The sequence below is a fragment of the Arthrobacter ginkgonis genome (assembly GCF_039540195.1).
GTDB classification, from domain to species: domain Bacteria; phylum Actinomycetota; class Actinomycetes; order Actinomycetales; family Micrococcaceae; genus Zafaria; species Zafaria ginkgonis.
The window spans coordinates 12645-38014 of sequence record NZ_BAABEO010000008.1 but is presented as its reverse complement, the minus strand read 5'-3'; the positions used below and the strand labels follow the sequence as shown (position 1 = coordinate 38014).

Sequence of the window (25370 nt, the reverse complement as noted above, 5' to 3'; positions counted from 1 at the left end):
AGATTCCGCCGGCCCGCTCCACCCCGGCCTCCTTCAATCCAACCTACATCGATCCAACCCAGCGAAAGCCCGCCGCCTTGCACCTGAAGTCCCTCACCGTCCGCGGATTCAAGTCCTTCGCTTCCGCGACGGTCTTCGACTTCGAACCCGGAGTGACGGCCGTCGTCGGCCCCAACGGCTCCGGCAAGTCCAACGTCGTGGACGCGCTGGCCTGGGTGATGGGGGAGCAGGGGGCCAAGACCCTGCGTGGGGGCAAGATGGAGGACGTCATCTTCGCCGGGACCTCAGGCCGCCCGCCGCTGGGCCGCGCGCACGTCTCGCTGACCATCGACAACACCGACGGGGCGCTGCCGATCGAGTACGCGGAGGTCACCATTTCGCGCACGCTCTTCCGCGCCGGCGGGTCGGAGTACGCGATCAACGGGGAACCGGCCCGCCTGCTGGACATCCAGGAGCTGCTCTCCGATTCCGGGCTGGGCCGCGAGATGCACGTGATCGTGGGCCAGGGGCAGCTGGACCGGATCCTGCACGCCACCCCCGAGGACCGGCGCGGCTTCATCGAGGAGGCTGCCGGCATCCTCAAGCACCGCCGCCGCAAGGAAAAGACGGTCCGCAAGCTGGACGCCATGCAGGCCAACCTGACCCGCCTGCAGGACCTCACCACCGAACTGCGCCGCCAGCTCACCCCGCTGGGCAAGCAGGCGGAGGTGGCCCGCCGGGCACAGGCCGTCCAGTTCGAGGTCCGCGACGCCCGCGCCCGCCTGCTCGCCGACGACCTCGCCACCCTGGCCGGGAACCTCGCCAAGGAGAGCGCGGACGAGGCCGCGCTGAAGTCCCGGCAGGAGGAGGTCACCGCGCGGCTGGGCGCCGTCCGCGCCGAACTGGCTTCCCTGGAGGTCGCCGCCGCGCAGGCGACACCGGCCGTCAATGCCGCCCGCGACACCTGGTACCGGCTCGGATCGGTCCGCGAACGCTTCCGCTCGCTCTCCGCGCTCGCCGCCGAACGCGCCCGCCTCCTCGGCGCCGTCGAGGCGCAGCCGGACCCGGGCCGGGACCCGGACCGGCTGGAACTCCAGGCCGGGCGCCTGCGCGACGAGCTGGCCGAGGTGGAGGAACAGCTCGAGGTCCGTCGGGAACTGCTGGAGGAAGCCATCGAGGCCCGCATGGCCTCCGAGGACGCCTCCGCGGAGGAGGAGCGCCGGCTGACCGCCCTGCTGCGCGCCGCCGCCGACCGCCGCGAAGGCCTGGCACGGCTGGCCGGCAAGGTCGGGGCCCAACGTTCCCGCGTGGAGGCCGCCGAGGGCGAACGCGGCCGCCTGCTCGCTGCCGCCGCGGACGCCGAGGCCCGCCGTGCCGCGGCCCAGGCCGAGCAGACGGCGGCGCAGGAACAGTCCGCACCCTCCGGGAACGGCGGGGAAGACCCGGAGGCCGCCCTCCAGGGGGCCCGTGAACGCTCCGACGCGCTCCAGGTGCGGGTACGGGAAGCGCGCGCCCGCGAGGGCGCCCACGACCGCGACCGCGCCGCGCTGGCCGCCCGGCTCGAGGCCCTCCGGCACGGCCTGGCCCGCAAGGACGCGACCGAGGACATCCTGGCCGCCGCCCCCGCCGGCATCGGCGGGCGCGTTTCCTCCCGGCTGGAGGTCGACGCCGGCCATGAGGCAGCCATTGCCGCCGCGCTCGGGCCCGCCGCCGAGGCGCTGACGGCCGACGGGCTGGACACCGCCCGGGAGGTGCTGGACGGGCTGAAGGCCGACGACGCCGGCCGCGTCCACCTGCTGCTCGCCGACGCCCCCGCCGCCCCGGCCGAGCCGGATCCGCCGGCCCCCGCGGTTCCGGCCCGCACCCTGGTGCGGGCCCCCGCGGGGCTGGCCGACGCCGTCGGGCACCTGCTGGCGCGCACCGCAGTGGTCGCCGATGCGCGGGAGGCGGCGGCCGTGCTGGCCGCCGACCCGGCCTGGCGCGTGGTGACCCGCGACGGGGACGTATTCACCGCGGCCTCCGCCGCCGGGGGCACCGGCGCGGCGCCGTCGCTGCTGGAGACGCAGGCGGCCGTGGAGGAGACCGCCCGCCGGCTGGCCGGGGCGGAGGCTGCCGTGGAGGCCGCCCGCGTCGAGACCGAGGAGTTGGCGGGCCAGGCGGCACGCGCCCGCGCGGAGGCCGACGCCGCCCTGGCCCAGCTGCGTGCCGCCGAAACGCGGAACTCCGCCCAGGCTGCCCGCCTGGCCCAGCTGGAGGCGGCGGTGCGCCAAACCGAAGCCGAGCGCGACCGGCTCACCGCCGGCGCGGAGGCGGCCCGGGCCCAGATCGAGGCCGGGCAGGAGGCGCTCGCCGAGGCGGTCGAACGCCTCGAGGCGGCGCAGGAATCCGCCGACGGCGACGACGAACCGGCCACCGGGACCCGCGATGCGCTCGCCGCCGCCGCCGCGCGTGCCCGCCAGCGCGAACTGGAGGCCCGGCTGGCCCTGCGCGGGACCGAGGAACAGGTCGGTTCCCTGCGCGGGCGCGTCCAGGCCCTCTCCCGCGCCGCCGAAACCGAGCGCCGGGCCCGCGCGCAGGCCGAGGCGCGTGCCCGGGTCCGGCGCCGGCAGGCGGCATCGGCCCGCGCCGTCGCCGCCGCCGCGGGGACCGCCGAACGGTACGCCGCCGTGTCCCTGGAGCTGGCCGCGGCCGCCCGCGACCGCGCCGAGGCCGTGCGGGCGGACCTGGAGGCGCGGCTCTCGGGGGTCCGCGCCGACGCCGAAGGACTGGGCCGGGAGCTGGCCTCCCTGACCGATGCCGCGCACCGCGACGAACTGGCCAGGGCGCAGCAGCGGCTGAGGCTCGAGGCGCTGGAGAACCGGGCCATCGAGGAGCTCGGGATGACCCCCGACCACCTGCTGGAGCACTACGGACCCCACCTGCCGGTGCCGTCCGCGGAGGCGGGCGGCACCACGGACAAGTGGGCGGCGCTGTACCAGGAGGTCGACGCCGACGGGAACCCGGTGCCCACCGAGGTTCCCTACGACCGCGCCGAGCAGCAGAAGCGGCTCAAGCGGGCCGAGCGCGACCTCGCGGCGCTGGGGAAGGTCAACCCGCTGGCGCTGGAGGAGTTCGCCGCGCTGGAGGAGCGGCACCGCTTCCTGGCCACCCAGCTGGAGGACCTCAAAGCGAGCCGCAAGGACCTGCTGGACATCATCCGCGACGTCGACGAGCGCGTCCAGCGGGTGTTCGCGGAGGCCTTCGCCGACACCGCGGCCCAGTTCGAGCGGGTCTTCGCCCGGCTCTTCCCAGGCGGCGAGGGACGGCTGGTGCTCACCGACCCGTCGGACATGCTCACCACCGGCATCGAGGTGGAGGCCCGGCCGGCCGGCAAGAAGATCAAGCGGCTCTCCCTGCTCTCCGGCGGCGAGCGCTCGCTGACCGCGGTGGCCCTGCTGGTGGCGATCTTCAAGGCGCGCCCCTCGCCCTTCTACGTGATGGACGAGGTCGAGGCCGCGCTGGACGACACCAACCTGGGCCGGCTGATCACGATCTTCGAGGAGTTGCGCGAATCCAGCCAGCTGATCGTCATCACGCACCAGAAACGCACCATGGAGATCGCCGACGCGCTCTACGGGGTGACCATGCGCGGGGACGGGGTGTCGATGGTGATCAGCCAGCGGATCGAGCGGGAAGGCTAGCCGGGCGCGGTGTGCCAGAATGTGAGCACTCCGCCTACCGCCTAGTCAAAGGGTGCTCCATGGAATTTGCGCGCCGTGTCCGCATTGTCCGCCGCCAAGCGTTGGACCGCTACCGCAGCCTGGCTCGCAGGGTCCACCCGGAAGGGGACTCGGGGGAGAGTTCCAGTGCGGACACCGCACTGGTCAGCGTGGTGGTCCCGGTCCACAACGCGATGCCGTACCTGGCCGAGCTGCTCGAATCCCTCGAGCAGCAGGACATGGACCGGCGCCTCTACGAGGTCATCGCCGTCGACGACGGATCGACCGACTCCGGCGGCCGGGTCCTTGAGGCCTTCGCAGCGCGCAACCCCAACGCACGGGTGATCCACCAGCCCAACAGCGGGTGGCCGGGGAAACCGCGGAACGTCGGGCTGGCGGCGAGCCGGGCCGAATTCGTCTTCTTCTGCGACGCCGATGACCGCCTGGGGCCCGAGGCCCTGCGCCGCATGGTGGACTACGCACAGGAGCATGACGTTGACGTCCTGCTGCCGAAGATGGTGGGCCTCGGCGGCCGCGGCGTCCGCGACGCGCTGTTCGAGAAGACCCTGCTTGACGCCCCCCTGCGCACGGTGGCGGTGTCCCTGGCGCCACAGAAGCTGATCCGGCGCCGACTGCTGGCGGACAACGGCATCCGCTTCCCCGAGGGCAGGGTCAGGCTGGAGGACGGGATCCTCATCTCCGAGTGCTACCTGCGCTCGCGGCGGACCTCCGTGCTGGCCGACTACGACTACTACCAGCTCCGGCGGCGCGACGACGGCGGCAACATCAGCAGCAGGCCGGTGGTACCCGAGGACTACGTCAGCTCCGTCACCCGGATCGCCGAGATCTTTGAGCAGGGAGCGCCGGATGCGCGGACCGGCGGGCTGCTGGTGCTGGATCTGTATCGGCGCAAGTGCCTGCGGTTCTACGAACCCCGGCGCTACGCCCGCTTCCGGCGGCCGGTCCAGCGCCGCTGGATCCTGGCGCATGCGGCCTTCGTCGAGCGTTTCATCACCCCGGACCTGCAGCAGCAGCTGGGCGAGCGGAACAGGCGCAAGACCGAGCTCATCCTGGCCCGCGACCATGCGGGCATGGTTGCTTACTGCGCCGGCGAGGCGCGGGGGGAATAGGGGCCCGGCGGCCTCACGCCGGGCGCCGGTCCCGCACCGGCAGCCAGGCGGCCGCGCCGAGCAGCCCGATCGCCGCGGTCATGCCGAACGCGAAGCCGAAGCCAAGCCGGTCGGCGATCAGCCCCGCGAGCACCGGACCCAGGATCGCGCCCAGGTCGGCGGACATCTGGAACGTGGCCAGGACCTTGCCGCCGGTGCGGTCCGGCCCGACGACGTCGGCCACCGCCGCCTGCTGGGCCGGGTTCATGAAGCCGGTGCCCACGCCGGAGACGACCGCCAGCGCCAGGAACAGCGGGACGGAGGAGGTGAAGCCGATGCCCGCCATCGCCAGCGACGCCACCGCGAGGCCGGACATCAGCGGGACCTTGCGCCCGTAGAGGTCGCTCACCCTGCCGGCGAACGGCTGGGAAAGCGCGTTGCCGGCGGCGAACAGGGCCAGCGCCACGCCGGCGTAGGCGTCCCCGTGGAGGAAGGTCTGCGCGGCGAAGAGCGGAACCAGCGCGGTGCGCACCCCGAACGTCGACCACCCGTTGGCGAAGCCCGAGCACAGGGCCGCCCGATAGGTCGGCACCCCCAGGGCCTCCCGCACCGACATCGGGGGCTTGGCGTTGGCGTTGCCGCGGCTGCCCCTGCCGGCATGGCGCAGCAGGACGAAGACCAGCCCGGCCGCGACCACCAGGGTTCCGCCGTAGAGGAAGAACGGAAGCCGGTAGCCGAGCCCGGCGAGCAGGCCGCCGACGATCGGGCCGGCGATGTTGCCGGTCAGGAACGCGGTGGCGTACATCCCGGAGATCCGCCCGCGCATCGAGGGCGGGGAGAGCCGGGCGATCATCGTCATCGCCGAGACGGTGAACATCGTGGACCCGATGCCGCCCAAGCCACGGAAGAACATCAGCTGCGCGTAGTCCGCGGCCAGCCCGCACAGGATGGTGGACACCGCCACGGTCAGCACGCCGCCGACGTAGACGATCGGTTCCCCGAGCCGGTCCGTGAGCCGGCCGCTGACCGGGGCGAAAAGCAGCCGGGTGAGGGCGAACACGCTCACGATCATGCCCGCGGCCGCGACCCCGACGTCGAAGCTGCGCGCGAACTGCGGCAGGATCGGAGCGATCAGGCCGAACCCGATCGCGATCAGGAACGCCGCTGCGATCAGCACCCGGATCTCGCGGGGCACCGGTTCGCGTGGGGCCGCGTCGGCGGAGCGGGGCCCCCCGGCGGGGCGGGACTCGGGAGGCAGAGGGGGAGTGGCCATGACGGGAAGAGTCTAGCCGCCGAGGGCCCCGCCGCGAGCGTGCGAGCCAAGAGAGCGGCCAGGGGTCCCCACGCGCGAAGCGTGTGGGACAGGCCGCGAACGGGGAGGCGGGTAGCCGCCAGCCGCCACCCCGCGGCGCCCGGCCGTGCCGTCCTTGCCCGTGCGGCGGCGGGGCTGTGAGAAGCTTGTGCCGTGCCTACCCAAGACCTCTTTCTGATCATCATTGTCGCCGCCGTCGTCCTGATCCTCGGCGTCGGCACCGCCTTCCTGCTGCGCGGACGCAAGACGCCTCCGGGCACCTACACCAGCACCCGGGACGCGAACGACCTGCCCGCCGGCTCCGGCGGCACCGCCGTTGCCGAGCCCGAGGCCCCGGCCGCGCCGGCCCCCGCCGTCGAAACCGCCGAAGCGCCGCCGGCCGGGCACCACCTGGGGCTGGAGGAGGTCCCGGAGGTGGCGGCCCTGGAGGTCCCCGCCCCGGTCCGCGGCAGGCTGGCCCGCCTGCGCGCCCGCCTGGTCAGGTCCAACAACGCCCTGGGCAAGGGCCTGCTGGCCCTGCTGTCCCGGGACACGATCGACGAGGACGTCTGGGACGAGATCGAAGAGACGCTGCTGCTGGCGGACCTCGGCACCGAGCCGACGCAGGAACTGGTCGAGGCGCTCAAGGCGCGCGTCAAGGTCGAAGGCAGCCGCGACCCCAAGCTTGTCCACGACATGCTGCGCGAGGAGCTGGTCAAGCTCGTCGACCCGTCGATGGACCGCGAACTCGCCTCCGAGCGCCACCCCAACCGCCCCGCCATCATGATGGTCGTCGGCGTCAACGGCGTGGGCAAGACCACCACCATCGGCAAACTCGCCCGCGTCCTGGTGGCCCAGGACAAGGACGTCCTGCTGGGCGCGGCGGACACCTTCCGCGCCGCCGCCGCCGAACAGCTGGCCACCTGGGGCGACCGCGTCGGCGTGCCGACCGTCAAGGCCGACGTCGACGGCGCGGACCCGGCGTCCGTCGCCTTCGAGGCGGTGCGCGCCGGCATCGACCAGGAGGTCGACGTCGTGATGATCGATACCGCCGGCCGCCTGCAGAACAAGGTCGGCCTGATGGACGAACTCGGCAAGATCAAGCGCGTCGTCGAGAAGCACGGCACCGTGGACGAGGTGCTGCTGGTCCTGGACGCGACCACCGGACAGAACGGCCTGAACCAGGCCAAGGTGTTCTCCGAGGTCGTCAACGTCACCGGCATCGTCCTGACCAAGCTCGACGGCACCGCCAAGGGCGGAATCGTGGTCGCCATCCAGCGCCAGCTGGGGGTCCCGGTGAAGCTGGTCGGCCTGGGCGAGGGCCCGGACGACCTGGCCCCGTTCGACGCCGAGGCCTTCGTCGACGCCCTGCTGGACTAGACGTACCGGTTAGGGGCGGTCCCCTTCCCGGCCCGTCATCGCCCGGCCGGAGGCGCAGGAGCCGCCGCCTGCGCCTCCGTGGCCGCCCGCTTGTACGATGCGGAGATCCGGCGGTAGACCGGGGTCAGGAAAGCCAGTGACGCGGCGGCGACCATGATGAGCCCGGCCACCAGGAACACCAGGGCGATGCCGCGGGAGGTGCCCTCGCCCAGAAGCGGGGCGAGCCGGGCGGAGCCCTCGGCGGAGCGGGCGTACGGAATGATCCAGACCTGGGCGATCGGGGCGATGAGGAACGCGGTGATGGGCGCCGCCGCGGACTCGAACGCCATGGCGAATCCGAACACCCGGCCCTGCCGCTGCAGGGGCACCACCTGCTGGATGACTGTCTGCTCGGCGGCCTCCACGAACGGCACCAGGACCAGGTACAGCCAGATGCCGGCGATGTAGAGCCAGGCCCACTCCCGCAGCGTGAACACCGCTCCGAGGACTCCCATGAGGATGACCGCGATGAGCATGGTGCGCAACGGGTTGGACCCGAGACCGAATTTTCCGATCAGCGCGCCGCCCACGATGAATCCGCTCGCGCCAAGCGCGAAGAAGGTCCCCCACAGCTCCACGGGGAACATCTCCAGGCCGTAGGGATCCATCAGGGCCATGTAGACGCCGCCGATGAAGTTGTTGAACGTGGAGAACACGATCAGCGCGAAGAGTCCCGTAATGGCCAGCACGGCGGCGAGGGAACCGCGCAGGTCGAATCCGCCCTGCGCGTCCGTAGCGGCCGCACGCACCTCCTCGGGCATGCGCAGCGTGAGCAGGTGCGCGAACGCCAACGCGGTGAGCACCACGGCGACGACGATCGTCCAGCCCATGCCCAGCAGCCCGACCGACAGCCCCGACAGCACCGAGGTGACGATGAACATCAGTCCCTGCACCATCCCCACCAGCCCGTTGGCGTTGGCCCGGCGATCCGGCTCGATGAGGATGGTGACCGTGGTGGAGAGGGCGATGTTGCGCATGTTTTCCACGACCGCACCGGCCAGGATGATCAGGGAGAAGACCCAGAACCAGGGCTGTGTCAGGTCCAGCATCCGGTCGGCGGGCGTCAGCGCGAACACGGCCCCGGACAGCGCGAACATCACCAGGGTGAAGGCGGCGGCGAAACGCATCACGGAAAGCTTGCGGTAGCGGTCCACGAAGGTGCCGAAACTGATGCTGGAAAAGGCGATCAACAGCATGTAGGCGCCGCCGATCGCTCCCGTGGCGATCACGTTGCGCGTCTGCAGGTACACCCAGAACGTCAGGGCGAACCACAGGTAGCTGGTGGTGATGTTGGCGAGGGCGGTATTAACCAGGATTCCGGCGAAGGTGCGGGACCGCTGGGCCGCAGGGCGCAAGGACGTGTCGATCGCGTCGGGATCGGCCAGGCGCGGGGTCGGATCGTCCTCGACCGGGGCGGAAGTGACGGCCGTGTCCGCGGGGACGCCCGCGTCGCCGCCAGGAGCCGCAGGCGCGCCCGGCGGAGCCGGTTCCTGCTCGGTCATGCGTCCCAGTGTACTGACAACCCTAGGGCGCGGACATGCCCAGGTGCCGGCCGGGCGCAGGGTCGCCGCCTCCCCTCCGAAGTTTCGCAGCGGCACCCGGGAAGATCCCTCGCAAGATCCCTCACAAGGCCACGAAACATGCACGCAACATGCGGGCCACGACTTCTTTACGCGCCGGCCGATCCTGTAACCGGTGGGAAACAACCGCCTCTGCTGGCCGAAACACGCGTCAGTGAATCTTGTGTCAAAGCGGAAAACCGCACCAATCACAGGAGGACGGAATGGATCTGACCGCAGGTCACGTCTGGATGATGGTCTGCGCGGCCCTGGTGCTGCTCATGACCCCAGCACTGGCATTCTTCTACGGTGGCATGACCCGCGCCAAGGGTGTGCTGAACATGATGATGATGAGCTTCGTCGCCGTTGGACTGGTCGGCGTCGTGTGGGTGATGTGGGGCAACTCGATGGCCGGTGGCGGCGACAACATCGGCGGACTCTTCGGAAACCCCTTCACGCAGTTCGGCATGGAATCGATCCTCAACAGCGAGGACCTGATCGGTGCGGGCTACGGCGCGACCTTCGCGATCATCACCGTCGCCCTGATCTCCGGCTCCATCGCGGACCGCGCCAAGTTCGGCGCCTGGGCCCTGTTCACCCCCATCTGGGTCACCCTGGTCTACGCGCCGCTGGCCTTCTGGGTCTGGGGCGGCGGCCTGCTCGGCGCCGAAGGCGCCATCGGCAGCTGGGCCGGCGAGGCGATCGACTTCGCCGGTGGCACCGTGGTGCACATCAACGCCGGTGTCGCCGGCCTGGTCCTGGCCCTGATCCTCGGCGTCCGCAAGGGCTTCGGCAAGGACCCGAGCCAGCGCCCGCACAACATCCCGTTCGTTATGCTCGGCGCGGCCCTCCTGTGGTTCGGCTGGTTCGGCTTCAACGGCGGCGCCGCCGGCACCGCCGAGGAAGCCGGCCTGATCTGGATCAACACCATGGTCGCCCCGGCCGCAGCGATGCTCGCGTGGATCCTGACCGAGCGCATCCGCGACGGCCACCCGACCTCCCTCGGCGCCGCCTCCGGCATCGTCGCCGGCCTGGTCGCCATCACCCCGGCCTGCGCCAACGTCTCCCCGATGGGCGCGATCGCCCTGGGCATCGTCTCCGGCGTCGCCTCCGCCCTCGCGGTCGGCCTCAAGTACCGCTTCGGCTACGACGACTCCCTGGACGTCGTCGGCGTGCACCTGGTCTCCGGCCTGATCGGCACCCTGGCCCTCGGCTTCATCGCCCTGCCGGTCGACGGCACCGGCGGCGGCCTCTTCTACGGCGGCGGCTTCGCCCAGTTGGGCGCCCAGACCGTGGCCGCGATTGTCGCAATCGTCTTCTCCGGCGTGATGACGACTATCATCGGCCTTGCCATCCACAAGACCATCGGCTTCCGGATCACGGCCGAGCAAGAGATCGCCGGCGTCGACCTGACGCAGCACGCCGAGACCGCCTACGAGTTCGGCGGCCTGGGCACCGGCGGCAGCTTCGTCCCGCACCCGGCGACCTCCGGTCACCTGAAGAGCCACAAGAAGGAAGAGGCAAAGGCATGAAACTGGTCACGGCAATTGTCCGGCCGGACAAGATCGAATCGATCCGAGGCGCCCTGGAAAGCTACGGGGTCCAGGGCCTGACGGTCAGCCAGGCCAGCGGCTACGGCCGCCAGCGCGGACACACCGAGGTCTACCGCGGGGCGGAGTACACCGTCGACCTGCTGCCGAAGGTGCGCGTCGAGGTCCTGGTCAGCGACGAATGGGCCGGGGACATCGTCGATGTCCTGGTCGCCACCGCCAACACCGGACGCGCCGGCGACGGCAAGGTCTGGGTCGTTGCGGTCGAGGAAGCGGTGCGCGTGCGCACCGGCGAACGCGGCGACGCCGCGCTGTAGCCGAACGCAGTCCACACAGGGCCGCCCCGGCGTCGTACACCACGTACGACGTCGGGGCGGCCCTGTTCCGTGCCGTCACCGTGGCAGCGTCAGGTGAGCGGGGGCGCGGCCCATCCCGCCGGCCCGCCGCTGCCGGCCGGGTACTCCTCCAGCGGCACCTCTCCGGCCGCCCAGGCGGCCATCACCGGTTCGACGATCCGCCAGCAGTCCTCGGCCGTGTCCGCGCGCACCGAGAGCGTCGGATCCCCGGTCAGGACCCCCAGCAGCACCTCGCCGTAGGGCAGCAGGTCGGGGGAGTTGAGGTCGGCGCGCAGGTCGACGCGGTCCAGCGTGTACGGGTCTCCCGGGCCGTTGACGTCCAGTTCCAGCACCAGCGTGTCCGGACCGAAGCCGATGCGCAGGCGCGTGGGCGAATCGCGGCCCCGGAAGCCGGCCGGCAGGTGGCCCGCGGGCCGGAACGTGACCACGGCCTCCTTGCGCCGACGCCCCAACGCCTTCCCGGAGCGCAGGATGAACGGGACCCCGGCCCAGCGCGGGTTGTCGATGCGGACCTCCACCTGGGCCAGCGTCTCGGTGCCGCGGGAGGCGTCCACCCCCGCCTCGGCCGCATAGTCCGGCACCGGGCGGCCCTGGCTGCTGCCCTCGGTGTAGCGGGCCCGCCGGGCGCTGCGGGCGAAATCCTCCGGCACGGAGGCCACCTCCAGCGTCGCCGCGATGCTGTCGCGCAGGTCCCGTTCCCCCAACGATGCCGGGGCGTCCATCGCCAGAAAGGCCAGGACATGCAGCAGGTGGGACTGGATCATGTCCCGCAGGGCCCCGGCGCGGTCGTAGTAGCCGGCACGGCCCTCCAGGGCCAGCTCCTCGTCGTAGACGATCTCCACCTTCGCCACGTGCTCGCTGACGAACAGCGGTTCCAGGAGCCGGTTGGCGAAGCGCAGGCCCAAGAGGTTGAGCACCGTGGCCTTGCCGAGGAAATGGTCGATGCGGTGGATGTTCGGCTCCGGCACCAGCCGGGCCAGCGTCCGGTTCAGCGCGCGCGCCGTCTGCCTGCTGGTACCGAACGGCTTCTCCAGGACCAGCGTCGTTCCCTCCGGCACCTCCTCCGGAGCCAGCACTTCGCAGGCGGCCTCGGTGACCGCGGGCGGCAGCGCGAAGTACACGGCCGCGGGGCCCTCCAGCTCGGCCAGCATCCGCCCCAGCACGCCGGGCTGCGTCACGTCCCCGGCGCGGTACGTCGTGCCGGCGGCGACCTCGTCGAGATCGCGCCGGCCGGCGTCGTTCGCGGCGTCCCTCGCCTCGCCGAATGTCTTCTGCACGCGGTCGCGCCACGCCTGGCCGCCGGAGTCCGCGGCGTCCGCTCCCGCCAGCACCAGGCCCGGGACGCGGCCGGTGCCGATCAGCCCGGCCAGGCCGGGCAGCAGCAGGCGCCCCGTCAGGTCCCCCGAGGCGCCGAGGATGAGCAGGGTCTTCACGTGCCGGGTCCCGGTTGCAGCCACGATGTCCACCCTGTCACCATTGCCCTGTGTTGTCTGCATGTCCTTGCTAGGCTTGGATGTTGAGTCAAGCGGGCGGCGCCCGCACGCAGACACGCCTAGCGAAAGAAGTGCACTGCACGTGTTCAATTCCCTCTCCGACCGCCTGACAGCGACCTTCAAGAACCTCCGCGGCAAGGGCCGCCTGACCGAGGCCGACGTCGACGGCACCGTCCGCGAGATCCGCCGCGCGCTGCTGGACGCCGACGTCGCCGTGCCCGTGGTGCGCGAATTCACCGCCCACGTCAAGGAGCGCGCCCTGAGCGAGGAGGTCAGCCAGGCGCTGAACCCCGGCCAGCAGGTCGTCAAGATCGTCAACGACGAACTGGTGCGCATCCTCGGCGGCGAGACCCGCCGCATCAACCTGGCCAAGAACCCGCCGACGGTGATCATGCTCGCCGGCCTGCAGGGCGCCGGCAAGACCACGCTCGCGGGCAAGCTGGCCAAGTGGCTCAAGGGTCAGGGGCACACCCCGCTGCTGGTCGCCTGCGACCTCCAGCGCCCCAACGCCGTCAAGCAGCTCCAGGTCAACGGCGAACGCGCCGGCGTGCCGGTCTACGCGCCGCACCCGGGAGTCTCCTCCGAGTTCGAGGCCCCCACGGGCGATCCCGTGGTGGTCGCCCGCAACGGCGTCTCCGAGGCCCGCCAGAAGCAGCACGACATCGTCATCGTGGACACCGCCGGCCGCCTCGGCGTCGACGCGGACATGATGCAGCAGGCCGCGGACATCCGCGCCGCCATCAACCCGCACGAGGTCCTCTTCGTCATCGACGCGATGATCGGCCAGGACGCGGTCAACACCGCCCAGGCGTTCAACGACGGCGTGAACTTCACCGGCGTCGTGCTCTCCAAGCTCGACGGCGACGCCCGCGGCGGCGCCGCGCTCTCCGTGGCCTCCATCACCGGCAAGCCGGTCATGTTCGCCTCCACCGGCGAAAACCTGGACGACTTCGAGGTCTTCCACCCGGACCGCATGGCCTCCCGCATCCTCGACATGGGCGACATCCTCACCCTGATCGAGCAGGCCGAGAAGTCCTGGGACAAGGACGAGGCCGAGCGGATGGCGAAGAAGTTCGTCGACCAGGAGGACTTCACCCTCGAGGACTTCCTCGCCCAGATGCAGCAGATCCGCAAGATGGGCTCGCTGAAGAAGATGCTCACGATGATGCCCGGGGCCCAGGTGTCCCGCCAGCAGCTGGAGCAGTTCGACGAGCGCCAGATCGACCGCATCGAGGCGATCGTGCGCTCGATGACCCCGCACGAGCGCCGCGTCCCCAAGATCATCAACGGCTCCCGCCGCGCCCGCATCGCCAAGGGCTCGGGCGTGCACGTGTCCGAGGTCAACTCGATGCTGGAGCGCTTCACCGAGGCGCAGAAGATGATGAAGCGGATGGCCTCCGGCGGCGGCATGCCGGGCATGCCCGGCGGCCGCGCCAAGAAGGCCCCCGCCAAGGGCGGGGCCAAGAAGAAGCAGAAGTACGGCAACCCGGCCAAGGCCGCGCAGGCCGCCGCCGATGCCGCCACCCGCAAGCCCTCGCTGCCGGCCGGCGCCGCCTTCGGCAACGCCGGGAAGGACTTCAAGCCGGAGGACCTGAACCTGCCCAAGGGCTTCGAGAAGTTCCTGGGCAACTAGGTCCGGGCAGGCGGGTCCGGGCACGATGACCACCACCGGTCTGGACGGGTTCCTGAGCGGGCGCTGGCGCCATCGCGTTGTCGCCACGGTGCTGCTGCGCCGCACCGACGGCCGGGTCCTGCTGGTTCGCGGGGCGGACCGGATGTGGAAGCTGCCCGGGGGAGCGGTCCGCCCCGAATCCTCCCCGCGCGCCACCGCCGAACGGGCCCTGCGCCGGCTGGCGCTGGAGGGCGGCATCGGCCGCCTGCTGGTCCAGGACTTCGCCACCGGTGCCGACGGCGGCTCGCTCTCCCTGGTCTTCGACGGCGGCACCTGGGACACCGGCGTGACGGTCTTCGCCGCCGATGACGGCGCTTTGGAGGCCGCGTTCTCCCACCCGGAGGCGGTCTCCCGCCTCCTGGAACCGACCGAGGGCGAACGCGCCGCCGCCGCGCTGTGGGCGCTGGAGCTGGGCGGGACGGCCGAACTCGAGGACGGCCGCGACGCGACGGCGCGGGAGCGTCCCGGCGCCGGCCCGGTCCGCCGGCTCATGCCGGAGCTGCCCGAGGTGCCCCAGATCCTGCGCCGGGACTGAACTGCCGGGCAGTGAACGGGGCTCCCGGGCAGCGATCGGGGCCCGGCCACGGACACGCCGCGCCGCCACGCCGGGATGGTTCGCGCAAGAGTCGAACCCTCTGGCATAATGGCAAGGTACTCGATGGCACGTGGCCCCTCTCTCCGCGCGCCGTCTTGTCCTTTGAACCCGCGAAGTACGGCCCGCCCCACGGGAGCAGAAACCTGGGTTCGACCTTTTCACCAGAAATAGGAGTGACCACAAAAGTGGCCGTTAAGATTCGCCTGAAGCGCTTCGGCAAGATGCGCGCCCCGTACTACCGCATCGTTGTCGCGGATTCCCGCACCAAGCGCGATGGCCGTGCCATCGAGGAGATCGGCAAGTACCACCCGACCGAGGAGCCCTCGTTCATCGAGGTCAACTCCGAGCGTGCCCAGCACTGGCTGTCCGTCGGCGCCCAGCCGACCGAGCAGGTTGCCGCGATCCTGAAGATCACCGGCGACTGGCAGAAGTTCAAGGGCCTGCCGGGCCAGGAAGGCACCCTGAAGACCAAGGCTCCGAAGGAAGCCTTCGTCGCGCCGGAGAAGGGCTCGGTCATCCTGCCCGAGGCCATCACCAAGAAGGCCGCCAAGGTCGAGGAGACCGCGGCCGCCGAGGCTGAAGCCACCGAGGCCGAGTAGCAGTGCTGGCCGAGGCGCTCGACCACCTGGTGCGCGGAATCGTCGATTCTCCGGACGACGTGACCGTTGAACTCAAGAGCAACCGCCGCGGGGAGACCCTCGAAGTGCGCGTCCACCCGGACGACCTGGGCCGAGTCATCGGCCGCCAGGGACGCACCGCGAAGGCCCTCCGCACCGTGGTCGCGGCCTTGGCCGACGGCGAGCCGATCCGCGTCGACGTCGTCGACACGGACCGCCGCCGCTAGTCGCGCAAGCGACACCACCAACGCGCACCGGCCCCGCACCGAATACGGTGCGGGGCCGGTGCCGTTAAGCCCCAGGGAGCCCCGAAGGGCCCCGCGCCAGACACACCCCCACGCCAGACACCCACGAATGGAGCAAGCATGCGCCTGCAGGTCGCACGCATCGGCAAGCCGCACGGAATCCGCGGCGAGGTCACCGTCCAGGTCATGACCGACGTCCCCGAGGACCGCTTCCTCCCCGGCACCGAACTGATCGTCGAGCCGGCCAAGCTGGGCAAGCTCACGGTCGCCTCCGCCCGCTGGAACAAGGAGATCCTGCTGCTGGCCTTCAATGAGGTCCGCGACCGCAACACGGCCGAAACGCTGCGCGGGGCCCAGCTGTTCGTCGACGCCGAGGACGTCGAGAACGACGAGGACGCCTGGTACGAGCACGAGCTCGAGGGCCTGGACGTGCGCGTCGACGGCGCCTCCGTGGGCAAGGTCACCGGCCTGCGCACCCACGCCGCGCAGGACCTGCTGATCGTCGAGGCCACCGACGGCGCCGAGGTGCTGGTGCCCTTCGTCGAGGAAATCGTTCCCGAGGTGGACCTCGACGGCGGGTTCGTCGTCGTCACCCCGCCCCCGGGCCTGTTCGAGCTCAACCGGGACGAAGCGGAGGAGCAGGACTAGCGTGCGCATCGACGTCGTCAGCATCTTCCCCGAATACCTGGCCGCGCTGGACCTGTCCCTGATCGGGAAGGCCCGCCGCGACGGCCTGCTGGACCTGCGGGTCCAGGACCTGCGCGAGCGCACCACCGACCGGCACCACACCGTGGACGACACGCCCTATGGCGGCGGCGCCGGCATGGTCATGAAGCCGGAGCCGTGGGCGGCCGCGCTGTCGGAGATCGCGGAGGCGTCGCCGGTGCCGGCGGGCAGGAAGCCGCTGCTGATCGTCCCGTCCCCGGCCGGTGCCGTGTTCACCCAGCGGATGGCCCACGAGCTCGCCGAGGAGCCGCACCTGGCGTTTGCCTGCGGCCGCTACGAGGGCATCGACGAACGCGTGCTCGAATGGGCCGCCGAACGGTTCGAGGTCCGGCCAGTATCCCTGGGCGACTACGTCCTCAACGGCGGCGAGGTCGCGGTGCTGGCCATGGTCGAGGCGATCGGGCGGCTGGTCCCGGGCGTGGTCGGCAACCCCGAGTCGCTCGTCGAGGAGTCCCACTCCGACGGCCTGCTCGAGTACCCCGTCTACACCAAGCCCGCGGTGTGGGAGGGGCGCGCGGTGCCCGAGGTCCTGCTCGGCGGCAACCACGGCAAGATCGCCCGCCACCGCCGCAACGAACAGCTCCGGCGCACCGCGGCCCGCCGCCCGGACCTGATCCTGGCGCTGGACCCCGCGACCCTGAACGCGAAGGACCGCGACACGCTCTGGCACGCCGGGTTCATGCTGGCCGAGGGGCGCATCGTCCGCCGCCCGGAAGCGCCCGAGCCTGAAGTGCCTGAGGCTCCCGAGGCGCCCGCTCACCCCGCCTGACCGGAGCCTGCGGAAAACCCCGCCCGCACGCGCCCGGGCAATGTCCGGAGAACCGGGTGGGGCGGGCTCGGGTGGCCGGATGCCCGGGATTCGCCTGGCCGTCGATGCTGTGGCAAAATGGGTGTTTGTGCCTGCTGGGCCACCTCCTGCCACGGGGGGAGCCGGCCAACAGCCGGGCCGCCCGGCATCCGAATCCGGATCCGCCGGTGAACCAGCTTCGGCGAGACGGCCGCTTCCCCTCGGGGACGGCCCTGTCGCCGCGTTCATGGTGGAGGACCCGTGGCGGCCACCTAGGAGGAATATCCATGCATATTCTCGATTCCCTCGACGCAGCCAGCCTGCGCAGCGACGTTCCCGAGTTCCGCGCCGGCGACACCGTCAAGGTGCACGTGAACATCATCGAAGGCAAGAACTCCCGCGTCCAGGTCTTCCAGGGCTTCGTCCTGGGCCGCCAGGGCGACGGCGTGCGCGAGACCTTCACGGTCCGCAAGGTCTCCTTCGGCGTCGGCGTGGAGCGTACCTTCCCGGTGCACTCCCCGATCATCGACAAGATCGAGGTCCTCGCCCGCGGCGACGTGCGTCGCGCGAAGCTGTACTACATGCGCGATCGCCACGGCAAGGCCGCCAAGATCAAGGAAAAGCGCGACTTCGGCACCGCCAAGTAGCCTGATCCGAACTGCGGACGCCTCCGGGCGCCCCTAGAGATCTTGCAGATAGAACCCAGCCCCCGCGATCCGTCGCCGGGGCGCGCAAGGCGCCGGTCCCGTTCTTGGGGCTGGCGCCTTGTCGTGGGCGCACTCGTGGCCGCCGCCGTTCTCGCCGTCGTCGTGCGAGCCACCCTGGTGGACTTCTACCACATCGGCAGCGAATCGATGCAGCCGCTGCTCACCCCCGGCGACGGCATCATGGTGGACCGCACCGCGTACCGCGGCGGCGAGGTGCGCCGCGGCGACGTCGTGGTCTTCGACGGACGCGGTTCCTTCCTGCCCTACCACCGCCCCGACGCCGTCGACGCGCTGCTGCGTGCCCTGCGCCTGACCGGGGACGACACGTCCTACGTGAAGCGGGTTATCGCGGTGGCCGGGGACACCCTAGAGTGTTGTGATGCGGACGGATTCCTCCTACTCAACGGCGAACCGCTGGACGAGCCCTACGTGTACGGCGGGGACGCGGCCAGCACCATCGACTTCGTGGCGACCGTCCCGGAAGGGCGGGTGTGGGTGATGGGTGACCACCGCTCGGCCTCCGCCGATTCGCGCGCACTGCTGGGGGCCCCGGGCGGCGGGATGATCGCGGTCGACCGCATCCTGGGACGCGTCACCTCCGTGGTTTGGCCATTGGACCGCCGCGCCGCGGTGCCGCGGGAGGACGGATGAACGACGACGGCGCGCCGGACGGACGCCAGCCCCGGGCCGCAAACCAGCCGGGCGCCGTCGAAAACCCATACGGCGCCGTCGAGAACCAGCACAGGAAGGACGGGCCCATGTCGAAGCCGGACGGCACGGAGGAGCCCGCCGCCGCGCAGGGACGCCGGCAGCGGCGCGGGCAGGGCCGCGAGCGCGGACGCCGGGCCGACCGCAGGGGCGAGGGCGGCCGCGGTACCCGCGCCGCCCAGGGAGCCTGGGGCTGGCTGAAGGAGATCCTGATGATCGCCGGCATCGCGCTGGTGCTCTCCTTCGTCATCAAGACCTTCTTCTTCCGGGCCTTCTACATCCCCTCCGGCTCCATGGAGCCGACCCTGGAGATCAACGACCGCATCTTCGTGAACCTGCTGGTGCCCGGCCCGTTCGAGCTGGAACGCGGGGACGTCGTGGTGTTCAAGGACACCAAGGGATGGCTCGGCGAGACGGACCCGGTGGAAGTGAACCCGGTCTCCGGGTTCCTCGCCTTCGTCGGACTCCTGCCGGACTCGTCCCAGCAGCACCTGGTCAAGCGCGTGATCGGGCTGCCCGGGGACACCGTCGAGTGCTGCGGCCCCGACGGTCGGATCCTGGTCAACGGGGAGCCGGTCACCGAACCCTACGTCTGGCCCGGCGCCGCGCCCTCCGACGAGGAGTTCTCCGTGACCGTTCCCCAGGACCAGCTGTGGGTGCTGGGCGACCACCGCGACGCCTCCGCCGACTCCCGGTACCACGAGGACATCGACGGCGGGTTCGTCGACATCGGGGACGTGGAGGGCAAGACCACCGTGATCGCCTGGCCGCTGGCCCGCATCGGCATCGTCTCGGACCACCACGACGTCTTCGCCGCCGTGCCCCCGGACGGGACGGAGTAGGCCGTGGCGGCCACCGGCCAGGACCCGCTCCGCAAGGCCCCTGCGTCCAAGGCCCCCGCGTCCAGGACGTCGGGGTCCAAGACCGCGGCCCGCGGGAGCTCGTCCCGCAGGCCCCTGCCGGGCAGGCTCGCGGACCCGCTGATCCAGGACCCCACACTGGAAACCGAACGCGCCCTCGCCGCGCAGGGCTTCCGCCTGGTGGGCGGATGCGACGAGGTCGGCCGCGGCGCGCTGGCCGGACCCGTTACGGTGGGCCTGGTCGTCGTCGACCCGGTCCGGACCGAACCGCTGCCGGGGGTGCGCGACAGCAAGCTCCTGGCACCCGCCGAGCGCGAGGCCCTGGTGCCGCTGATCCGCGCGTGGGCGGCGGCGTGGGGTGTCGGGCACGCCTCGGCCGCGGAGATCGATGCGCTGGGCCTGGTGCCGGCGCTGCGGCTGGCCGGCACCCGGGCCTGGACGGCCGCGGCGGCGCGTCCCGCCGAGGTGCGCCCCGACGTCGTACTTCTGGACGGCAACCTGGACTGGCTTGGCAGGCGCGAACAGCCGGTCCTGTTCGAGGGGCTGGACGGCGACGCTCCCGAGCGCAGGGACGACGGCGTGGACGTGGCCGTGCGGCTGAAGGTCAAGGCCGACCTGCAGTGCCTCTCCGTCGCCGCCGCCAGCGTGCTGGCCAAGGTCGAGCGCGACGCCCTCATGGTCGGCTACGACGCCGAGCTGCCCGGCTACGGGTGGGCAGTGAACAAGGGATACGGGACGCAGGCGCACCGGACGGCGATCGCCGGGCTCGGGGCCAGCGTCCAGCACCGCCGCAGCTGGCGGCTGACCATTGCCGATCAGGCACAATAGTCTTCGAGACCAGGAGGAAACAATGAGTGCCGAAGACCTCGAAAACTACGAGACCGACATGGAACTGCAGCTTTACCGCGAATACAAGGACGTGGTGAACCTGTTCAGCTACGTGGTCGAAACGGAGCGGCGCTTCTACCTCGCTAACCACGTCGACCTCAAGGCGCGTTCGGCGGACGGGGAGATCTACTTCGACGTCACGCTCCAGGACGCGTGGGTGTGGGACGTTTACCGTACCGCGCGGTTCGTCAAGAACGTCAGGATCATCACCTTCAAGGACGTCAACATCGAGGAACTGAGCAAGAGCGAAGACCTCACCATCCCCAAGGATGCGGGAATGGGCCACTAGCGCGCGGGGCAGGCCCTTTCTTGTCGGCTTCGTCGCCACGGAGGGGACCCGGCTGCCCTCCACAGCCGCACCCGCGCCAGCGGGCATCCACAACGGCCTCGGGCATCGCCCCGGGGCCGTTGGCGTTGCGCCACGCTGGTGGCGGAGGTGCACGGAATGGGAGCGAACCAAACATTGGGGGCGGCGGGGGAGGACCTCGCCGCCGCCTTCCTGGAACGGCATGGCATGGCCGTGCTGGAGCGGAATTGGCGCTGTGCGCGCGGGGAACTGGACATCGTCGCCGACGATGCGGGGCAGGTCGTGGGAGTGGAGGTCAAGACCCGCGCCGGCTTAGGGTACGGGCACCCGGCGGAGGCCGTGGGCCCGGAGAAGCTGGGACGCCTGTGCGTGCTCACCCGGCTCTGGTGCCGGGAGCGAGGCCGGGACTGGGAGCGGGCGCGGATCGATGTGGTGGCCATCGTGCTGCCGCCGGGCGGGCACCCGCTGATTGAGCACTACCGCGCGGTGGAGTCGTGAGCCTGGGCCGGGCCGCGGCGGTGGCCCTGGTGGGCCTGAACGGGCACCTGGTGGAGGTGGAGGCGGATCTCGGGGGAGGCTTGCCCGGCTTCGTCCTGCTGGGCCTGCCGGACGCCTCGCTGGCCGAATCGCGGGACCGGATCCGGGCCGCCGCCCGCAACTCGGGCATGCCCTTGAGCGCCCGCCGGATCACGGTGAACCTCGTGCCGGCCTCCCTGCCCAAGCGCGGCTCGGCCTTCGACCTGGCGATCGTCGTGGCCTCCCTGGCCGCCGCGGGGGACATCGGCACCCCGCCCGGGCTCGTCTACCTCGCCGAGCTGGGGCTGGACGGCTACCTTCGTCCGGTCGCCGGCATCCTGCCCGCCGTCATGGCAGCGGTGGCCGCGGGCCGTCCGCGCGTGGTGGTCGCGGAGGGCAACGCCGCGGAGGCGCGGTTGGTGCCGGGGGCCGAGGTCGCCGCCTTCGGGCACCTGGCCGACGTGCTGGCCGAGTTCGGGGCGGATCGGGCGAAGCTGGAGCGCCCGGCGCCCGCCCCGGCCTGGGACGGCACCGGGGATGTCCAGGGTCCGGCACCGTCCGGCGCGCCGGGGGAGGTTCCCCGGCGCGCCGACGTCCCCGACCTGGCCGACATCGCCGGGCAGGACCAGGCACGTTATGCCCTGGAGGTCGCCGCGGCGGGCGGGCACCACCTGTTGATGGTCGGACCGCCCGGGGCCGGCAAGACGATGCTCGCCGAACGGCTGCCTGGCCTGCTGCCGGACCTCACCGACCAGGAGGCGATGGAGACGACGGCGATCCACTCGCTGGCCGGCGGGGGTGGCCCGGTGGATCGGCTGATTCGCCGCCCGCCCTTCGAAAACCCGCACCACAGCGCGAGCACCCCGGCCCTGATCGGCGGCGGCTCGGGCCTTCCCCGGCCCGGTGCCGCCTCGCGCGCCCACCGGGGCGTCCTGTTCCTGGACGAGGCGCCGGAGTTCGCCGCCAAGGCCCTGGACAGCCTGCGCCAGCCGCTGGAGTCCGGGCAGCTGACCCTCCACCGGGCTGCGGGGGCCGCGACGTACCCTGCCCGGTTCCAGCTGGTGCTGGCCGCGAATCCCTGCCCGTGCGGGCGGTCCGACGGCAAGGGCCGGGACTGCCAGTGCTCGCCGATGCAGCGGATCCGCTACTTCCAGCGGCTCTCGGGCCCCCTGCTTGACCGCATCGACCTTCAGATCACCGTCGCGCGCGTGACGGCGGGCCACCTGCGTTCCGCAGCGCCGGGGGAAAGCAGCACCGTGGTGGCGCGGCGGGTACGCGCCGCCCGGCAGCAGCAGGCGGAGCGGCTCGCCGCCGTCGGGCTGGTGCGCAACGCGGAACTGACCGGTTCCGTGTTGCGCGGGCCACTGCGGCTGCCCTCAAGCGCGACCGCGTCCCTGGACCGGGCGATGGACCACGGGATGCTCACCGCCCGCGGCTACGACCGGGTCCTGCGCATCGCCTGGACCGTCAGCGACCTGGCCGGAGGGGACAAGCCGCAAGCCGCGGACCTCGACGTGGCGTTCCAGCTTCGGCACCTGGCACAAGGGGAGGCGGCATGAGCGCCCCCGACGCCGTCCGGATCGCCCGTGCGGGCCTGGCCCGGCTGATGGAGCCCTCGGACCTGACCGGACTCGCCCTCGTTGCCGTGGCGGGCCCGGAGGAGGCCTTCCGCCTCATCGGTGCGCGCGACGGCAAGGCCCCGGCGCGCGAACAACAGGCGGTGGCGGAACTGCTGGAAGGGGTCGCCGCCTCGCGGGCCGAACACCGGTTGGACGCCGGGCTCGAACGCTGGCGCCCGCGGCTGCCCGACGCCGCCCCGGCACGCGACCTGGACACGATGCGGCGGCTCGGCGGCGGGTTGCTGGTTCCTGAGGATGCCGGCTGGCCGGGGCAGTTCGACGCGCTCGGGCTGGGCGCACCGCTGTGCCTGTGGTGGCGGGGCGCGGTGGAGCCCGCCGCCCTCCCTCCGGTACAGGACCTGATGGCCGTGGTGGGCAGCCGGGACGCAACCGCCTACGGCCGGCAGGTGACGTCCGAGCTGGCGTCGGCCCTGGTGCGGGAGGCGGTCACGGTCGTCTCCGGTGGCGCCTACGGGATCGACGCCCGGGCACACGAGGCAGCGCTGGCCGCCTTTGACGGCCTGGGCGGTCCCGCCGGCACCGGTGCGACGGCGACCGCACCTGGCACCCTGCCGGGTCCGTGCGGGGGCCGTCCGCCCACGGTGGCGGTGATGGCGGGAGGACTGGACCGGTTCTACCCCGCCGGCAACGAGGACCTGCTGCGCCGGGTCGCCGCGGCCGGGGTGCTGCTGGCCGAGGTATCCCCGGGCACCGCACCCACGCGGTGGCGCTTCCTCCAACGCAACCGGCTGATCGCGGCCCTCTGCGCCGCCACGGTGGTCGTGGAGGCGCGCTGGCGGTCCGGGGCGCTCACCACCGCCCACCGGGCAGCGGAAATGGGACGCGAGGTCGGCGCGGTGCCGGGCTCGGTGTACTCGGCGAACTCCGCCGGCTGCCACCGGCTCCTCCGGGAGGGGGCCGCCCTTGCGGTCACGGATGCCGCCGAGGCGCTGGAGCTGCTGGGCGGCCGCCCACGGCCTTCGTCGCCGACAGGCAGCCCCGGGGGCGAACGGGCGCCGGCTCATCCCCTTGATGTCGCCGGCGGCGGGGACACTGCGGGCAGCCGGGAGGCCGTCCGCAGCCGGGACGCCGCCCGCCCGCACGACGGCCTCGACATCCAGGACCTGCTCCTGCTGGATGCGCTGCCGGTGCGCTCGGCGAGCACGCCGGACAAGCTGGCGGTGGTCGCAGGGCTCGGGATTGGAGCGGTGCTGGGCGGGCTCTCCCGGCTGCAGGCCCGCGGGCTGGCCCGGCGGCTGGGCGACGGATGGCAGCGTACCCGCCCCGACTGAGCACAGCACCTGTCCCCGGTGGACGCGGCACCTGCCCGGGAGTGCGAGCCCCACCGGCCTGATGGTGAGGCCGGTGGGGTAGCTGGGTTGCACCGAAACTGGGTTGGCGGGGTTCTTTGGTCGGCGTGGTTGCTTGGTCCGGCGACAGCGGCGGGGCAAAGTGGAGAAATGCCCGACCCCGCAGCACCGCGCCCCCGTTCCTCCCGTTCCGGCACTCCCGCTCCGTCCGGGGCCGCCGCGCCGCTTCCGGTGGAGTTCGCCGCCGCGCTCGAGGGCTTCTCGCGCCACCTGGAGTTCGAGAGGGCCCGCAGCTCGCACACCGTGCGCGCCTATACCGGCGATGCCGCCTCGCTGCTGGCCTACTGCGCGGGCCACGGGGCCACCCGGCTCGCCGACCTCGACCTCTCGCTGTTGCGGCTCTGGCTCGGAGGACAGCAGGCCACGGGAAAGTCCCGTTCGACGCTCTCCCGCCATGCCGCCTCGGCGCGGACGTTCCTGGCGTGGGCCAAACGCGAGGAACTGGTCCCGCACGATCCCTCCCTTCGCTTGCAGTCGCCACGCCGCGAGAAGACCCTGCCCCACGTGTTGCAGCAGGGCCAAATGCAGCGCCTGCTCGACGGCGCCTCCGCAGGGCGGGCGACGGGCAATGCCCGCGGTCCCGCAGCCAATCGCCCTGCAACAACCGATGCGGCATCTCCCCGCCCCGCCGAGGAAGCCGACGCGTCCGCCGCCGCACGCGAGGCCGACCCCCGCGACGCGGCGCTCGCCGACAGGGACCTGGCCCTGCTGGAGTTGCTGTACGCCTCCGGCATCCGGGTGGGGGAGCTGGTGGCCCTGGACATCGACGACGTGGACAACGACCGCCGCACGCTGCGGGTGCTGGGCAAGGGCAACAAGGAACGCACCGTCCCGTTCGGCCAGCCGGCGCTGAACGCCCTCAACGACTGGCTCCGCCGGGGACGCCCGGTGCTGGCCGCCCCGGGCAGCGGCCCGGCGCTCTTCCTCGGCGTGCGCGGGGGCCGGCTGGGCCAGCGCCAGGCCCGCGAGGTGGTCTCCCGTGCGCTCGAGGGGCTCGGGGACACCGCCGCCCGCGGCCCCCACGCCCTGCGGCACACCACCGCGACCCACCTGCTTGACGCCGGCGCCGACCTGCGCGCGGTGCAGGAGCTGTTGGGGCACAGCTCGCTGGCGACCACCCAGCTGTACACCCACGTCTCGGTCGAGCGCTTGCGGGCCAGTTACCAGCAGGCCCACCCGCGCGCCTGAAGCCACTCGCCCGGCCGGGGAGATCGGCGGGACCCGCACTTAGGCGTCACTTTTCGATGGGGAACCCGCACTTACGCAGCACAATTCCCTGTCCGCGGAATGGTCCGTAGC

At 72.1% G+C, this 25370-nt stretch carries 23 protein-coding genes; 20 read left to right on the top strand and 3 right to left on the bottom strand.

Going from position 1 to position 25370, the window contains the following annotated elements:
- Nucleotides 1-77 precede the first annotated feature (77 nt).
- Entirely contained in the window at nucleotides 78-3659 is a 3582-nt protein-coding gene (smc, locus tag ABD912_RS02815) for a chromosome segregation protein SMC (RefSeq protein WP_345148318.1), read from the top strand.
- 59 nt (nucleotides 3660-3718) lie between these two features.
- Nucleotides 3719-4807 carry a glycosyltransferase family 2 protein gene (locus ABD912_RS02810; RefSeq protein WP_345148317.1) on the top strand — a complete coding sequence of 363 codons (1089 nt, stop codon included), beginning with the start codon at nucleotides 3719-3721 and terminating at the stop codon, nucleotides 4805-4807.
- 13 nt (nucleotides 4808-4820) lie between these two features.
- On the opposite strand, the gene ABD912_RS02805 is transcribed toward ABD912_RS02810, so the two are convergent.
- Nucleotides 4821-6059, bottom strand: coding sequence for an MFS transporter (locus ABD912_RS02805; RefSeq protein WP_345148316.1), 1239 nt, complete (start codon nucleotides 6057-6059; stop codon nucleotides 4821-4823).
- Nucleotides 6060-6272: 213 nt separating this feature from the next.
- Here ABD912_RS02805 and ftsY point away from each other — a divergent pair, with 213 nt between their 5' ends.
- On the top strand, nucleotides 6273-7457 hold the full coding sequence (gene ftsY / locus ABD912_RS02800) for a signal recognition particle-docking protein FtsY (protein ID WP_425548025.1): 1185 nt from the start codon (nucleotides 6273-6275) through the stop codon (nucleotides 7455-7457).
- Between the two features lie 35 nt (nucleotides 7458-7492).
- Here ftsY and ABD912_RS02795 read toward each other — a convergent pair whose 3' ends face one another.
- Entirely contained in the window at nucleotides 7493-8998 is a 1506-nt protein-coding gene (locus tag ABD912_RS02795) for an MFS transporter (protein WP_345148314.1), read from the bottom strand.
- A 281-nt stretch (nucleotides 8999-9279) separates the two neighbouring features.
- Here ABD912_RS02795 and ABD912_RS02790 point away from each other — a divergent pair, with 281 nt between their 5' ends.
- Both ABD912_RS02790 and ABD912_RS02785 read left to right on the top strand, forming a co-directional pair.
- Entirely contained in the window at nucleotides 9280-10587 is a 1308-nt protein-coding gene (locus tag ABD912_RS02790; RefSeq protein WP_345148313.1) for an ammonium transporter, read from the top strand.
- Nucleotides 10584-10922 carry a P-II family nitrogen regulator gene (locus ABD912_RS02785; protein ID WP_345148312.1) on the top strand — a complete coding sequence of 113 codons (339 nt, stop codon included), beginning with the start codon at nucleotides 10584-10586 and terminating at the stop codon, nucleotides 10920-10922. The genes ABD912_RS02790 and ABD912_RS02785 overlap by 4 nt, the downstream gene beginning before the upstream one ends.
- An 89-nt stretch (nucleotides 10923-11011) precedes the next feature.
- On the opposite strand, the gene ABD912_RS02780 is transcribed toward ABD912_RS02785, so the two are convergent.
- The gene (locus tag ABD912_RS02780) at nucleotides 11012-12457 is read right to left on the bottom strand and encodes a glucose-6-phosphate dehydrogenase (RefSeq protein WP_345148310.1); all 1446 of its coding nucleotides are present in this window, start codon (nucleotides 12455-12457) and stop codon (nucleotides 11012-11014) included.
- Between the two features lie 79 nt (nucleotides 12458-12536).
- On the opposite strand from ABD912_RS02780, the gene ffh reads away from it, so the two are divergent.
- From ffh to ABD912_RS02705, 15 genes are all read left to right on the top strand, one after another.
- A complete protein-coding gene (ffh, locus tag ABD912_RS02775) occupies nucleotides 12537-14087 on the top strand; it encodes a signal recognition particle protein (protein WP_345148309.1) in 1551 nt (516 codons plus the stop codon).
- A 25-nt stretch (nucleotides 14088-14112) separates the two neighbouring features.
- The gene (locus ABD912_RS02770; RefSeq protein ID WP_345148308.1) at nucleotides 14113-14661 is read left to right on the top strand and encodes an NUDIX domain-containing protein; all 549 of its coding nucleotides are present in this window, start codon (nucleotides 14113-14115) and stop codon (nucleotides 14659-14661) included.
- A 245-nt stretch (nucleotides 14662-14906) separates the two neighbouring features.
- The gene (gene rpsP, locus ABD912_RS02765) at nucleotides 14907-15320 is read left to right on the top strand and encodes a 30S ribosomal protein S16 (protein WP_345148307.1); all 414 of its coding nucleotides are present in this window, start codon (nucleotides 14907-14909) and stop codon (nucleotides 15318-15320) included.
- A 2-nt stretch (nucleotides 15321-15322) separates the two neighbouring features.
- The gene (locus ABD912_RS02760) at nucleotides 15323-15565 is read left to right on the top strand and encodes an RNA-binding protein (protein WP_149955431.1); all 243 of its coding nucleotides are present in this window, start codon (nucleotides 15323-15325) and stop codon (nucleotides 15563-15565) included.
- A 138-nt stretch (nucleotides 15566-15703) separates the two neighbouring features.
- Complete coding sequence (gene rimM, locus ABD912_RS02755) at nucleotides 15704-16231, top strand: ribosome maturation factor RimM (protein WP_345148306.1); 528 nt, start codon at nucleotides 15704-15706, stop codon at nucleotides 16229-16231.
- A gap of 1 nt (nucleotide 16232) precedes the next feature.
- The gene (trmD, locus tag ABD912_RS02750) at nucleotides 16233-17078 is read left to right on the top strand and encodes a tRNA (guanosine(37)-N1)-methyltransferase TrmD (protein WP_345148305.1); all 846 of its coding nucleotides are present in this window, start codon (nucleotides 16233-16235) and stop codon (nucleotides 17076-17078) included.
- Between the two features lie 305 nt (nucleotides 17079-17383).
- Nucleotides 17384-17743 carry a 50S ribosomal protein L19 gene (gene rplS, locus ABD912_RS02745; protein WP_345148303.1) on the top strand — a complete coding sequence of 120 codons (360 nt, stop codon included), beginning with the start codon at nucleotides 17384-17386 and terminating at the stop codon, nucleotides 17741-17743.
- Nucleotides 17744-17866: 123 nt separating this feature from the next.
- Nucleotides 17867-18454: a signal peptidase I gene (gene lepB, locus ABD912_RS02740; protein ID WP_345148302.1), complete on the top strand. Its 588-nt coding sequence runs from the start codon at nucleotides 17867-17869 to the stop codon at nucleotides 18452-18454.
- On the top strand, nucleotides 18451-19353 hold the full coding sequence (gene lepB / locus ABD912_RS02735; RefSeq protein WP_345148301.1) for a signal peptidase I: 903 nt from the start codon (nucleotides 18451-18453) through the stop codon (nucleotides 19351-19353). Before lepB (ABD912_RS02740) ends, lepB (ABD912_RS02735) begins: the two co-directional genes overlap by 4 nt.
- A gap of 3 nt (nucleotides 19354-19356) precedes the next feature.
- Nucleotides 19357-20199: a ribonuclease HII gene (locus tag ABD912_RS02730; protein ID WP_345148299.1), complete on the top strand. Its 843-nt coding sequence runs from the start codon at nucleotides 19357-19359 to the stop codon at nucleotides 20197-20199.
- A gap of 22 nt (nucleotides 20200-20221) precedes the next feature.
- Nucleotides 20222-20548 carry a DUF2469 domain-containing protein gene (locus ABD912_RS02725; protein WP_345148297.1) on the top strand — a complete coding sequence of 109 codons (327 nt, stop codon included), beginning with the start codon at nucleotides 20222-20224 and terminating at the stop codon, nucleotides 20546-20548.
- Between the two features lie 156 nt (nucleotides 20549-20704).
- Nucleotides 20705-21064: a YraN family protein gene (locus ABD912_RS02720; protein WP_345148295.1), complete on the top strand. Its 360-nt coding sequence runs from the start codon at nucleotides 20705-20707 to the stop codon at nucleotides 21062-21064.
- Nucleotides 21061-22641 (top strand): YifB family Mg chelatase-like AAA ATPase, encoded by a 1581-nt coding sequence (locus tag ABD912_RS02715; RefSeq protein WP_345148293.1) that lies wholly within the window; start codon nucleotides 21061-21063, stop codon nucleotides 22639-22641. Before ABD912_RS02720 ends, ABD912_RS02715 begins: the two co-directional genes overlap by 4 nt.
- Nucleotides 22638-23993, top strand: coding sequence for a DNA-processing protein DprA (locus ABD912_RS02710; RefSeq protein ID WP_345148291.1), 1356 nt, complete (start codon nucleotides 22638-22640; stop codon nucleotides 23991-23993). The genes ABD912_RS02715 and ABD912_RS02710 overlap by 4 nt, the downstream gene beginning before the upstream one ends.
- 168 nt (nucleotides 23994-24161) lie before the next feature.
- Nucleotides 24162-25259, top strand: coding sequence for a tyrosine recombinase XerC (locus ABD912_RS02705; protein WP_345148289.1), 1098 nt, complete (start codon nucleotides 24162-24164; stop codon nucleotides 25257-25259).
- The last annotated feature ends 111 nt before the right edge of the window (nucleotides 25260-25370 follow it).

Bases quoted from the DNA above. Each gene is read 5' to 3' on its own strand.
- ABD912_RS02810 (WP_345148317.1), top strand. From the start codon at position 3,719: ATGGAATTTGCGCGCCGTGTCCGCATTGTCCGCCGCCAAGCGTTGGAC.
- ABD912_RS02805 (WP_345148316.1), bottom strand. From the start codon at position 6,059: ATGGCCACTCCCCCTCTGCCTCCCGAGTCCCGCCCCGCCGGGGGGCCC.
- ABD912_RS02795 (WP_345148314.1), bottom strand. From the start codon at position 8,998: ATGACCGAGCAGGAACCGGCTCCGCCGGGCGCGCCTGCGGCTCCTGGC.
- ABD912_RS02790 (WP_345148313.1), top strand. From the start codon at position 9,280: ATGGATCTGACCGCAGGTCACGTCTGGATGATGGTCTGCGCGGCCCTG.
- ABD912_RS02785 (WP_345148312.1), top strand. From the start codon at position 10,584: ATGAAACTGGTCACGGCAATTGTCCGGCCGGACAAGATCGAATCGATC.
- ABD912_RS02780 (WP_345148310.1), bottom strand. From the start codon at position 12,457: ATGCAGACAACACAGGGCAATGGTGACAGGGTGGACATCGTGGCTGCA.
- ABD912_RS02770 (WP_345148308.1), top strand. From the start codon at position 14,113: ATGACCACCACCGGTCTGGACGGGTTCCTGAGCGGGCGCTGGCGCCAT.
- rimM (WP_345148306.1), top strand. From the start codon at position 15,704: ATGCGCCTGCAGGTCGCACGCATCGGCAAGCCGCACGGAATCCGCGGC.
- rplS (WP_345148303.1), top strand. From the start codon at position 17,384: ATGCATATTCTCGATTCCCTCGACGCAGCCAGCCTGCGCAGCGACGTT.
- lepB (WP_345148301.1), top strand. From the start codon at position 18,451: ATGAACGACGACGGCGCGCCGGACGGACGCCAGCCCCGGGCCGCAAAC.
- ABD912_RS02725 (WP_345148297.1), top strand. From the start codon at position 20,222: ATGAGTGCCGAAGACCTCGAAAACTACGAGACCGACATGGAACTGCAG.
- ABD912_RS02720 (WP_345148295.1), top strand. From the start codon at position 20,705: ATGGGAGCGAACCAAACATTGGGGGCGGCGGGGGAGGACCTCGCCGCC.
- ABD912_RS02710 (WP_345148291.1), top strand. From the start codon at position 22,638: ATGAGCGCCCCCGACGCCGTCCGGATCGCCCGTGCGGGCCTGGCCCGG.
- ABD912_RS02705 (WP_345148289.1), top strand. From the start codon at position 24,162: ATGCCCGACCCCGCAGCACCGCGCCCCCGTTCCTCCCGTTCCGGCACT.